Consider the following 14,181-nt stretch of genomic DNA (forward strand, 5'->3'; position numbering starts at 1 on the left):
CAAGGAAAAGGCTAGGGAGTTACTCATGTTAACACTAACCTAGCGCTCATACCTTATAATACAAGGTATATATTAGGAGTTCTTATGTCACAATACAATCCCACAACAGCGGATTTTGAAGCCCTTTTAACAGAATCTTTTCAAACTAATGATCTTAATGAAGGATCTGTTGTTAAAGGTCGTGTTATTGCAATCGAAAAAGACATGGCCATTATTGATGCTGGTCTTAAAGTCGAAGGACGTATTCCTCTCAAAGAATTTGGAGCTAAAGCAAAAGATGGTTCTTTGCAAGTTGGCGATGAAGTTGAGGTTTACATTGAACGCATTGAAAATGCGATGGGTGAAGCTGTTTTATCGCGTGAAAAAGCACGGCGCGAAGAAAGTTGGGTCCGTTTGGAGGAAAAATTCAATGCTGGTGCACGCGTTGATGGAGTGATCTTTAGCCAAGTAAAAGGTGGTTTTACAGTTGATCTTGATGGTGCCGTTGCTTTCTTGCCTCGCAGCCAAGTTGATATTCGTCCCATTCGTGATGTTTCACCCCTCATGCATAATTCACAGTCCTTTGAAATTTTGAAGATGGATCGTCGTCGTGGCAATATTGTGGTCTCACGCCGCACTGTTTTAGAAGAAAGTCGCGCTGAGCAACGTTCAGAAATCGTACAAAATCTTGAAGAAAATCAAATCGTTGAAGGTGTGGTGAAAAATATTACAGATTATGGTGCCTTTGTTGATCTTGGTGGGATTGATGGTCTCTTGCACGTTACAGATATGGCATGGCGGCGTGTTAATCACCCATCTGAAGTGCTCACAATTGGCCAAACGATTAAAGTGCAGATTATTCGCATTAATCAAGATACGCACCGTATTTCTCTTGGAATGAAACAGCTTGAAAGTGATCCTTGGGAAAGCATCAGTGTCCGGTATCCGATTGGTAAAAAAATTACGGGTGCTGTTACCAACATTACTGATTACGGTGGTTTTGTTGAAATTGAACCAGGAATCGAAGGGCTGATCCATGTTTCTGAAATGAGCTGGACAAAGAAAAATGTTCATCCTGGAAAAATTCTGTCTACATCACAAGAAGTAGAAGTGGTTGTTCTTGAGATTGATCCTTCTAAACGGCGTATTTCTCTTGGCTTAAAACAAACATTTGAAAATCCATGGGAAGCTTTTGCCAATAAATTTCCTGTCAATTCGCAAATTGAAGGAGAGGTTAAAAATAAAACAGAATTTGGTCTGTTTATTGGGCTTGAAGGCGATGTTGACGGTATGGTTCATTTGTCTGATCTTGATTGGAACCGTCCTGGTGAACAAGTTATTGATACTTATAATAAAGGCGATATCGTTAAGGCTGTGGTCCTTGATGTTGACATTGAAAAAGAGCGCATTTCTCTTGGAATTAAGCAGCTTTCCAGCGATAAAGTTGGAGAAGCAGCTGCTTCTGGCGAATTGCGAAAAGGTGCAGTTGTAACATGCGAAGTGATTGCTGTTAACGACAATGACATTGGTGTGAAATTGATTGACCACAACCTTGAGACAACCATTCGGCGTGCTGATCTTGCGCGTGATCGTGATGAGCAACGTCCTGAGCGTTTCGCAATTGGGCAAAAGGTTGATGCTCGCATCACAGCATTTGATAAAAAAACACGTAAAATTTCAGTATCGATTAAAGCTTTAGAAATTGCAGAGGAAAAAGAAGCTGTTGCACAATATGGTTCTACAGATTCAGGTGCTTCTCTTGGTGATATTCTGGGTGCAGCTTTGAAAAAACAAGAACAAGATTAATCATCAATCATTAAAGTTGGTTTTATTATTAAGGTCACTCATTAGGAGTGACCTTTTTATTTTATAAAAAAATTGTCTGCTTATTTTTAAATTATTGAAACAAAAATTATAAATGCTTGCAAATAAAAACAAAAAGTTTGTTTTTTGTCTAACAACGGTTCACTATTCAGATAAAATGCTTAAAATTTAAATAAAAAACAATGTAATTGAATAACAATGGGACACTATGACGTGCATAATACCTTTCATAAAGTGCTTTTTTTCTCAAAAAGAGAAAAAAGATCATTTTATTAATACGGATTTTCCTCTTCGTGCAATTTATAAGGTACAGGAAGATCTTTATAACTTAGGGCATGATATAGCTTCTGGTAAAGAAATTTTACTCCCTGAATATGAAGGAGTAGGAGATTTTCGCAAGAGATTGAATGAAAATGCTAAACTTATTCTTCATGCCTTTCATACCAGTGATTTTGCTGCTCGAAATGATGAAACCATCGCACCATCTGCTCAATGGCTCATTGATAATCATTACACCATTGATAAAACCATACAAAAGCTACGTCGTAATCTACCCAAGTCCTTCATAAAGCAACTTCCTCTTTCTACACACAAAGCCGGAATACCACGAATTTTTGCTTTAACTTGGCTTTATATTGCGCATACCGATAGCAGCTTTTCACAAGAAACACTCATGGCTATGACCAACGGATTTCAAGAAGTTTGTGCGCTCACAATTGGTGAATTGTGGGCTCTTCCTTCAGTTATGCAAATGCTGCTCATTGAAAATGTCCGTCGTCTTTCAGTACGTATCGAAAAAGCGCGACATATGCGCCATCTTGCTAGTCAAGTAGCTGATAAAATTTCTCTTGTAGAAAATAAAACAAATCTACACTCTCTTTTTACGCAGTATAAACCATTTACTGTTGATCCAACTTTTTCAGCACATTTATTCTATCGCCTGCGCAGTGCATCTGTCGATTCAACCGTAGCATTAACTTGGCTTGAAAAGCAATTGAAAAGCCAAGGCAGTAGTTTAGAGATTGCAACAGCTGATGAACATACCCGACAAGCAGCAGATGGTGTGACCATGGGAAATATTATCTGTTCTCTTAAAGCTATAGATGATGTTGATTGGACAGCATGGTTTGAAACAGTGAGTTGTGTCGATTCTATTTTGCGTAAAAATAGTGATTTTTCTGAAATTGATGCTCACTCACGCAATATTTATCGACAAGTCATTGAAAAAGTTTCTCGCTTTTCGCCTCTTAGTGAACTGGAAGTTGCACATAAAGTTGTAGAAATGGCAAATTCCACTTCTAAAGATATGCCTCATCATTCTTGTGTGGGGTGGTACCTTGTTGATGATGGTCGTGGCATATTTGAAAAGGCTTGTGGGTATATTCCGCCCTTTCTCATAAAATGGACACGCGCTTCCTGTTGCTCAAAATTGAGAGTCATCGCCGTTCCTGTCTCTTTTCTGACGCTTGCTCTTTTGCTGGTAATTTACGCCCTTTTACAAATATCTGGCATGACACAATGGATATCTTTTTGCTTTACTGTATTGGCGCTTTTTCCTGCTATGGATGCTGCTTTTGCTTTATTTAACACTGTTGTTTCGTGGTTTGTCCCATCAAAACAACTCATTGGTTATGAATATAAAGAAGGTATTCCAAAACATGCACGGACAATGGTTATTGTACCTACTTTGATGACATCACGCGATGATATTGATGAACAAGTGCGCAATCTTGAAGTGCACTATCTTTCCAATCCTAAAGGTGCCATTCATTTTGCACTCATTACAGATTGGGTGGATGCTCCATTGAGAGAAACGCAAGATGATCTTGATTTATTGCACTATGCGCAAAAGAGTATTGATAAACTCAATAGTCGTTATCATCGTGATGAACTTCCGCTTTTTTTCCTTTTACATCGCCGACGCCTTTATAATACAAGCGAAAAATGTTGGATGGGATGGGAACGAAAGCGAGGAAAACTTCATGAACTTAATCGGCTCTTAAGAGGCGATAAAAATACAAGCTTTTATCCTCCCAATCCACATCTTCCTATGGATTGCCGTTTTGTTATGACGCTGGATTGTGATACACGTCTTACTCCAGAGAGCGTCGTGAAACTTGTTGGAAAGCTTAACCATCCACTCAATTATCCCGTTTTTGATCCACAAAGTGGAAAGGTTGTAAAGGGCTATAGCATTTTACAACCACGCATTATTCCTTCTCTTACAACAGGAAAAAAAACATCAATTCTCCAACGGGTTTTTTCTATAAACCGTGGCATTGATCCTTATGTTTTTGCTGTTTCTGATACTTATCAAGATCTTTTAGGAGAAGGCACCTTTATCGGTAAAGGTCTTTATAATATTGATGCATTTGAACAAGCGCTTGATGGCAAAATTAAAGAAAATACTATTCTTAGCCATGATCTCTTAGAGGGAGGTTATGCTCGTACTGCTCTGGTAAGTAGCATAGAAGTCATTGAAGACTATCCAACCGCTTACAATATTGATGTTATGCGTTATCATCGTTGGGTCCGCGGTGATTGGCAGCTTTTGCCTTATCTTTTTCCCCACCGTCAAATAAGTTCCGTGACGCGTTGGAAAATGCAGGATAATTTACGTCGTTCTCTCACGCCACTTATGTGGTTAATCGCAGCATTTGCAGGATGGGCTTTTTTGTCTTTAAAGAGTGCAATCGTCTGGCAACTATTCTTGTTGTTTAGCTCCTTCATTTCACCCATTCTATGTGTATTAAAAACGCTTGTCTCATCCAATATAGATCATTCTTTGCGTGGACATTTTCAATTAATTTGGAACAAAATTGCTCTTACAAGCGCTGATATATTTCTTAAAACGACGTTTCTTGCTCATTCGGCGTATTTTATGACCGATGCGATTATTCGTACACTCTATCGTATGACGATTTCAAAACAGCATCTTCTTGAATGGAAAACTTCTGCCGCAACAAAATCAATACCCAATAGTTTGCGTTTCTATGTTTTTACAATGGCACCAGCATCGCTTATTGGTATTCTTACTATAGCACTCCCTCTTTTTTCTGATAGTTTTGCAAGCTTGGTTGCTTTGCCTTTTGGGATAGCATGGTTTTTTTCACCCTTCATTGCTTGGATTGTGAGTCAACCTTCAACCTTTCAAGATAGCCTTGATCTTTCTTCAAAAGATGAAAAAAAACTCCGTTCTATTGCACGGCGGACATGGCTTTATTATGCAACCTTTGTCAATGCACAAAACAACCATTTGCCTCCCGATAATTTTCAAGAAGATCCTGAACCTCTTGTTGCTCAACGTACATCGCCTACGAATATTGGGGTTTATCTCCTTTCTATTATTGCTGCACGTGATTTTGGTTGGATTGGTTTTGAAGAGACCATTACCCGTATTGAATGTACATTACGCTCTCTTGCAAAAATGGAAAAGTTCCGCGGTCATCTCTATAATTGGTATGAAACGGATACACTCAGGCCTCTTTTGCCTACTTATGTATCAACCGTTGATTCAGGAAATCTTGCCGGTCATTTGGTAACACTCTCTTCTGCCTTAAGTGAATGGGCTGAAAAACCTCATGTTTTTTTTCAAAGTGATCGAGAAGGCTTATCGGATGTTCTTGCTATTCTTGAAGAAACTGTCAGAGAAATTCCAGATCATCAACCCAGTTTACGCTCTTTACGCCAAAAAATCGAAGAAAACATCACTCGTTTTCATGACTCTGTCTTCACTTTTTTAGAACAAGAAAATACGGTCCCTTCTCACATCATAGATCTTTCACTTGCAGCCCACGATATTGTGCACTTAGTCGGTGAACTTGACCACAAAATTCAAACGATAGAATCTGCTGGTGCGCTTTCTTGGGCTAAATGCCTTATCGACACCTGTAACGCTCATCATAATGATGCGACTGCTCATTGTGATACTGAAAAATTAAGTAAAAAACTAAACAGGCTGGCTATAATGGCACGGCAAATAGCCTTTGATATGAAATTTGACTTTTTAGAACAGCCTAAACGGCATCTCTTATCCATAGGATATCGTGTTCAAGAAAACAAACTCGATGAAAATTGTTATGACCTACTTGCTTCAGAAGCACGTCTTGCAAGCTTTTTTGCCATCGCAAAAGGAGATATAAAACTTAAACATTGGTTTCGTCTTGGTCGACTTCTCGTACCCATAGGTGGGAAAGGTGCACTCCTATCATGGTCTGGATCAATGTTTGAATATCTTATGCCATCTCTCGTAATGCATGAACCTTTAGGATCTCTCCTAGATCAAACAAATCGATTGATTATTCGTTGTCAAATACAATATGCCCATAAACGGGAATTGCCATGGGGTATTTCAGAAGCCGCATTTAATGCTCGCGATCATTTAATGAATTACCAATACGCTCATTTTGGTGTTCCAAACCTCGGACTCCAACGTGGTCTTTCACGCAATGCTGTCATTGCTCCCTATGCCAGCCTTCTAGCGGCACAATATGCTCCTGCTTGCGCTGTCGCTAATTTAAAACGACTCCGTGATCTTGGAGCTTTAGGAACATATGGTTATTATGACTCTGTTGATTTTACTCCAACACGTGTGAAAACAGGGGAAAAATACGCCATTGTATGCAATTATTATGCGCATCATCATGGCATGTCTATTCTTGCTCTTAACAATGTTATTTTTCAAGGGCGAATGCGTGATCGTTTTCACCGTGATCCCGTTATTGAAGCAACACAATTGCTCTTACAGGAAAGAGCGCCTCATCTCATTCCTATTATTCATACCAAAGCTGTTAATCGTATGCGCAATAAGTCTCAAGCATTTGACGCAGCCCCTTTGCGCATTATTACAAACCCGTTACTCAAACCACGAGCAACTTTACTTTTGTCTAATGGCTTTTATTCTACCATGTTAACAGCGAACGGTTCTGGTTACAGTCGTTGGCACGATTATGCGATTACGCGCTTTATTCCTGATGCAACAGAAGATCAACAAGGTACTTTATTCTTCTTACGTGATACGCATAGTGGACGGTGGTGGTCTGTTACTGGTGAGCCAACACGTGTTATTGAAGAAGACGCTGTCAGCATTTTTACAGATGAAAAGGCTGAATATACAAAAATGGTTGATGGTATTAAATCAACACTTGAATGTCTTATTACATCTGAAGGATGTGGCGAAGGGAGACGTATTCAACTGATGAATACGACAAATAAAGACCGACTCATTGAAGTGACTTCTTATGGTGAATTAGCACTTGCCACGATGGATACAGACCAAGTTCATCCTGTTTTTTCCCGTATGTTTATAGAGACAGAAATTACTGAAGAAGGTAAAACAATTTTTGCCAAAAGGCGCAAACGCTCGCCTAGTGACCCTGAAATCTATGTTGCTCATTTTGTTTCTAGTACAACAGATATTCTCCAAGAGACAGAAGCTGAAACAGATCGCTCTCTGTTTATTGGTCGGGGGCGATCCATTCATCGTCCTGCTGCATTTGACCAAAATGCTCGTTTCAGTAACAGTCAAGGTTGTGTTCTTGACCCTGTTATGTCATTGCGATGCCGTATAAAAATTCCAGCCCATGAAAAAGCAGAACTTATTTTTTGGACTTTTGCTGCTCATACAAAAGAAGCGCTAAATAATCATATTAAACATTATCGACAACCTGATATGTTTCAAAAAGAACTTTCAATGGCATGGACGCGCTCACAAGTCGCACTGTATCAGAGCGGAACCCAGCTTAAAGAAGCTATTGTCTATCAAAAATATGCAACACCACTTATTTATCCAGAAAGAACGTGGCGTCTTCCTTCTGAAATATTAGCAAAAACGCTAGGAAAACAGTCTAATCTTTGGCCCATGTCTATCTCAGGAGACAATCCACTCTGTCTTCTTAGATTAAATAACGAGGGAAATATAACTGTACTGCGCGAGCTCCTTAAAGCACATGAATATTGGCGTATGCGTGGACTCATTGTTGATTTGGTCATTCTTAATGAACAAACATTTTCTTATATACAAAGTACACAACGCGCTCTTGAGTGGGTCTGTGAATCTTATTATCACCACACGCAAAAAGCAGATGAACGCCAACATATTTTCATGCTTCGACGCGATCAAATGAGTGAACAGAGTTTTAAAACGCTTCTTGCATCAGCGCGTATCGTTCTTGATGCCCAAAATGGCTCTTTATCTGAACAACTTAAACGACTTGATGAGAATGATTTTAATCTCACAGTTCGTAAAAATTATCAAGAACCTTATGATCAATTAGACTTGCCAAGATATAACGAAGGACAGCAATTTACAACACAAACTGAACAAAATCTTTTTTCTTCCATTGGTCTTATTAGCCAACAAAAACCATCCTCTTTTCTCCCAAATGGAGAAGATCTAAGATATTGGAATGGTTACGGTGGTTTTAATCAGCACAATCATTATGTAATACGTCTTCATGGACGTACCACTACACCGCATCCGTGGATTAATGTCATTGCTAATCACAGATTTGGTTTTCATGTCTCTGCTGAAGGTGCAATTTTTACTTGGGCTAACAATAGCCGCGATTATCAACTAACTCCTTGGGCGAATGATCCAACGTCTAACCGACCAGGAGAAGCTCTTTATCTGGTTGATCGCCAGTCTTTAAAACGTTTCTCACCCGTTTCTACTGTTGAATGTGACGAAAATATTGTCTATGAGGCGTGTCATGGGTTTGGATTCTCAACTTTTAAATCAACACATTCAGAAATCGCATTAGAATTGACTCATACACTTGATCCCGAAAAACCTATTCGCTTTTCACGTCTTATCCTTACGAATGAAGGGAAAAAACCACGCAGTTTACGCCTTTATAATTATGTTGAATGGGTTTTGGGAAATGTCCGTACAAAATATGCCCCCTTTATTGTTTCCTCTTATGAGACCAGATGGGGTGCACATTTTATTCAAAATCCCTATCACATCGAGAAATCTCAACAAGTTACATTTTTATCAGCGTCCGAAAGGCCAACCAGCACTACGACCAATCGCGCTGAATTTATTGGTGCAACGGGAACCGTAACACGTCCAAATGCGATCCGTAAAGCCGCTGCTCTTTCGAATACCATTGAAGCAGGATGTGATCCTTGTTCAGCATTCGCCTATGATATTGATCTTCAACCAGGGCAAACAAAAGAAATCATCTTCTATCTTGGCAGTGCTGAAAATAGGCAAGAAGCTGAAAAATTACTCAATCAAGTACGTGCAAGTGATTTTGAAATTCAGCTCACAAAACAAAAACAGCAATGGAGTGATTTTGTTTCTCCTTTCCAAGTCAAAACACCTGATGCTTCTTTTAATCTTATGGTCAACCATTGGCTTCCTTATCAAATCTACGCATGCCGCATCATGGCACGCGCAGGCTTTTACCAAGCGAGTGGTGCATTTGGTTTTCGTGACCAGTTACAAGATAGCTTGTCTTTGTTATTGCTGGAACCACAATTAGCACGTGAACAATTGTTAAATGCAGCAGCGCACCAATTTCTTGAAGGTGATGTGCAACATTGGTGGTTGCCTGACACAAATGCTGGTGTTCGTACATACATTTCTGATGATATCGTTTGGCTTGCATATGCAACAGCTCTTTATGTCACTACCACTGGTGATGACGCTTTTCTTGATACGCTCATTCCTTTTATTGAAGGTGATGTTCTCAAAAGTGGGCAACAGGATGCTTATTTTCAACCCACCCAATCCCCAAAGGTTGCAACAGTTTATGAACATTGTGTTTTAGCTTTAGACCTTGCCATTAAACGCTGCGGACCACATGGTCTCCCTCTTATTTTAGGTGGGGATTGGAATGATGGCATGAATTTGGTCGGTGTGGAAGGAAAAGGCGAAAGCATTTGGTTAGGATGGTTTCTTGGGTACACATTACAAGCATTTATCTCTTTAGCCAAAAAACGTGCTGACAATAGCCATATGCAAATATGGAGTACGTACCTTGAACATTTAACAAAATGCCTAGAGAAAAATGGTTGGGATGGTGCTTGGTATCGACGTGGTTATTTTGATGATGGAACACCTCTTGGCTCTAAAATCAATGATGAATGTCAAATTGATACCATTGCTCAATCTTGGGCTATCATTTCTCAAATGGCATCGCCTGAACGTCAAAAACAAGCAATGACATCAATGTTGGAACATCTCTATGATAAAAAAGGCGGACTCATTCGCCTTTTTTGGCCGCCTTTTGATAAAAGTACGCTCGAGCCTGGTTATATAAAAGGTTATCCTCCAGGAATTCGAGAAAATGGTGGTCAATACACGCATGGTGCCATTTGGAGTATTTTTGCGTTGGCTGAAATGGAACAAAACGATAAAGCTTATGCTTTATTTTCTATGATAAACCCAATTACCCATGGACAAGATCCTGAAATTTATCGTGTTGAACCTTATGTAATGGTCGCAGATATTTATGCTGTTGAACCACGATGTGGTCAAGGCGGTTGGACTTGGTATACAGGTTCAGCCGGTTGGTTTTATCGCGCCGCAACACAAGCTATTCTTGGAATACAGCGTCAGGGAGACCTATTGTTTTTGCAGCCACATTTACCCTCTATTTGGCCAAAATATGAAGCAACAATGAAGTTTTATGATGCCGTTTATTGCATTAAAGTAAAATGGGGACCTAAAAATATGCTCTATATTAATAGCAAAGAATATACCGAAGTTCATATAGGGATAAAGTTACAAAAAACAGGTCAGCATGAAATTATACGTATTGTCAAATCTTAAAGATTAAAGATGAAAAAAGAGAGCAGACTTTTTATTCTTGTCCAAAACTGTAGAGTTGTTATATTGCACCGCCTATATTAGCCGTGTTGGTGCATAATATTTTAGATTTTATGAAAATGAAAGAAAAAGGTTATGAATCATCCGGATATTGCTAGACGTGTTTACAATCACACTTGGAAACTTGATCCCATTATTCGGTCACTTCTTGATACGGATTTTTATAAGCTTCTAATGGTGCAGATGATTTGGGGGTTATATCCTAATGTTAATGTTACTTTTTCCCTCATAAATCGCTCTAAAACAATACGTCTTGCCGACGATATTGATGAGAGTGAATTGCGTGCCCAACTTGATCATGCTCTTAGTTTGCGCTTTACAAAAAAAGAAATGATTTGGCTTGCTGGTAATACATTTTATGGACGCAAACAAATTTTTGAACCGGATTTTCTTCAGTGGCTTGAGAATTTTCAACTTCCAGAATATGAACTCACCCGCAAAGATGGCCAATATATCCTTCATTTTCATGGACCCTGGGCCCATAGTTCCATGTGGGAAATTCCTGCCCTTGCTATTATTAGTGAATTACGTTCACGTGCTGCTCTCAAAAAACTAGATCGTTTTGCTCTTGATGTACTTTATGCGCGTGCTAAAGCAAAAATGTGGAGTAAAGTTGAACGTCTCAAAAAATTGCCTGATATTAAAATATCTGACTTTGGGACAAGGCGTCGCCATTCTTTTTTATGGCAGCGCTGGTGTGTGGAAGCATTAAAAGAAGGCATTGGTCATTCTTTTACTGGAACTTCTAATGTTCTTCTTGCCATGGATACGGATTTAGAAGCTCTTGGAACCAATGCACACGAATTGCCTATGGTTATTGCGGCTCTCAGCAACAACGATGATGAATTACGCAGAGCTCCGTATCAAGTTTTGCAAGATTGGAATCGTTATTATGGTGGAAATCTTCTCATTGTATTACCTGATACCTTTGGTACAGAAGAATTTTTACGCAATGCACCAGATTGGGTCGCTGATTGGACGGGTTTCAGACCCGATAGTGCGCCTCCTATTGAAGGTGGTGAACGTATTATTCAATGGTGGAAAGAAAAAGGAAAAGATCCACGCAAAAAACTTTTAATTTTTTCTGATGCTCTTGATGTCAATACAATTGAAAAAACCTATCATCATTTCCATGGTAAAGTGCGCATGAGTTTTGGATGGGGCACGGATCTTACCAATGATTTTACAGGCTGTGCACCTCAGGAAATCGAAACTCTTGATGCTCTTTCCCTTGTTTGTAAGGTGACCTATGCCAATGGTCGACCAGCCGTAAAACTTTCAGATAATCCTGAAAAAACGATCGGTGATTCAAAAGAAGTACAACGTTATCTCAATTTTTTTGGTAATAAAAAGCGAATTGCTAGACCTATAAAGACATAGTTTCCGGTTCTTTAAAACAAGTATATTGATCCATCATATTGTTTATAAGATTGATTTTTGTCCTACCCTAAGGACGAGGATTCTTAACCTTTGCTGGTCTGTAAACAGTTCGGCTGTTTTTGAGCAGATTCTACTTGGCCTACCACGCATACGCTTCACTTACATAAGGCGCGATAGATAAGACTTAAAAATATTTACGACGCATTAAAAAAATACTTAACGTGCCAAGGAAGTTTAGCCAAGGAGATTTTCTCATTTTAACCCTGTTAAATCAAGCACACTCATCTCCTTGCATGTATGAAGGTTTTCAAGTTCTAAGGGTTATTGTTGTAGTTTGACAGTAGGTTTTATACTAAGTGGGAAGAGGTTGGATTAAGTAGGAATACGTGGTAATTTGTTGTTTTTATGTACAATTTTGACCATTCAATGCGCGTTTTATCAAAATAGATTTTGACACCTAAAATTGCAAAAATTACCGAAAATCAGGAAAAAGTGCGTTTCCATAAGTAAAAATGAGAAAAGGCTTTCAAAACCCTTTGAGAACATCTTTAAACTCTTTGAAAAAAATAAATTGGTACAAAATCTAGTGTCAAAATATACAAAACCAGATGACAAGCTATAATTGTAGCATTAGGAATTACTAAGGCAAAATTGGAGGATGACAAATAGCATGGTGACTATTGGTGTGCATTTTGAAAGGCAAGGATGATGGTGCTCAAATAGATTTTATACATGTTACAGGAGATTTTACTTTATCCATGTATAGTCTGCTATTATGAAATGAGTAAAGCGTTGAGAAATGTTTCATTAAAAATAAATGTGTAAATAACATGATTTGGGAGACCTTTTGTTTTACGTGAGGGGCATGACTTCATTAAAAAACAGAGAATGCAATAATATTTTTATTTCGAATAAGCTTTATACAAAGACAGAGAAATTATTTATTCGCATATTATAATAAGAATGCGTGTATATATAAAACCATTTGAAAAACTCTGTTGTTTCTTATGAATTATTCTTAAGTTAATAACAGATGTAACATTAAAGATTGATATAATAGACCGGCTTCTTAACTGTATAAGTATAAAAATGATGGTGTTTAGTAAGCTTTGTATTATATCCTCATTAAGAGATATGAAAACAAACGAAATGTCTTTTAGAAAGAAATGACTATCATATCAATGACTTTTTAATGATGTATATGTAGAGATTCATACAAACATGCTTTACAAAAATAATGACTCTCTTCCATGAATGTGATTTATCATTGTTTACCAAGTGAGAACATTTTGAGTGTTCATAAAAATTATTTCACAAACATATTATTAATTAATTGCGTTCAAAAAGCTTGCTATTTCATATGCATTTTGGAAATGGAGAGCTTATATTCAAAACTTAAAAGTTCTCATAGTTTTTACAAATAAGTTGAAGCTAAAAAGAGTATCCCATAAAGCCTTTTTTATCATTAGGAAGATGGACGTGTTACAATATAAATGGCAATCAGCAATAATATAACCGCAACAAGTAAAGAAATCCACAAAGGAGGGTGTAGCATTACAAAAAAGGATAAAAATCCTCCTGTCATACTCATCATTGCAAAAACTTTAACGAATGGAGAGATTGCTTTTTTTTCTTCCCATCGCTTAATAGGGGGACCAAAAATACGATGATTATTCAACCATTGATGAAAACGTGGAGAAGAACGCGTAAAACACCATGAGGCAACCAATAAAAAAGGCACAGTTGGCATAATAGGTAATACGACACCGATAATACCTAATATAACCATCGCCCACCCTGCTATATAATAACAGATACGTAAAGGGTGCGATATCTTCAAATCTTTTTTCATTTTCTCGTACTATTTTCCTCTACGCAAAACCCTATACAAAAACATTGTATCTGTTTTTTTTCTGTTTACATGTCTGAGTGTACAATTACGCTCTATCCCTTCATGCGTAAGTGTCTTTGCTGTTATAAGTTCCTTGAAAATACCGAATAGCTTACACAATATTATAATCATTTTAAATGATTTCAAGAAATGAGAAAAAGTTTTAGAAAAAAATAAAAAGGCTGCAGAATAAATCAATGCAGCCTCTTAATTAAAATGCAGTGTTGGGGGGGAGAAAATCTACTGCATTCACCTGCTAGATATTAGGAGG

General features: G+C 38.1%; 4 protein-coding genes. 3 read left to right on the top strand and 1 reads right to left on the bottom strand.

Annotated elements, in window-relative coordinates; genetic code table 11:
- The first annotated feature begins 84 nt into the window (after positions 1-84).
- The 3 genes from rpsA (at position 85) to pncB (ending at position 12,019) form a co-directional block, all read left to right on the top strand.
- Positions 85-1,785 (top strand): 30S ribosomal protein S1, encoded by a 1,701-nt coding sequence (gene rpsA / locus ACFINY_RS01765; protein WP_026500132.1) that lies wholly within the window; start codon positions 85-87, stop codon positions 1,783-1,785.
- A 226-nt stretch (positions 1,786-2,011) separates the two neighbouring features.
- Positions 2,012-10,582, top strand: a complete 8,571-nt coding sequence (locus ACFINY_RS01770) for a GH36-type glycosyl hydrolase domain-containing protein (protein ID WP_375700779.1) — start codon at positions 2,012-2,014, stop codon at positions 10,580-10,582.
- Between the two features lie 132 nt (positions 10,583-10,714).
- On the top strand, positions 10,715-12,019 hold the full coding sequence (pncB, locus tag ACFINY_RS01775) for a nicotinate phosphoribosyltransferase (RefSeq protein ID WP_375611404.1): 1,305 nt from the start codon (positions 10,715-10,717) through the stop codon (positions 12,017-12,019).
- Between the two features lie 1,465 nt (positions 12,020-13,484).
- Here the strand turns inward: pncB and ACFINY_RS01780 are convergent.
- A complete protein-coding gene (locus tag ACFINY_RS01780; RefSeq protein ID WP_375611405.1) occupies positions 13,485-13,871 on the bottom strand; it encodes a YbaN family protein in 387 nt (128 codons plus the stop codon).
- Between the last annotated feature and the right edge of the window lie 310 nt (positions 13,872-14,181).

The sequence above is a fragment of the Bartonella sp. AA23NXGY genome (assembly GCF_042197165.1).
Taxonomy (GTDB): domain Bacteria; phylum Pseudomonadota; class Alphaproteobacteria; order Rhizobiales; family Rhizobiaceae; genus Bartonella.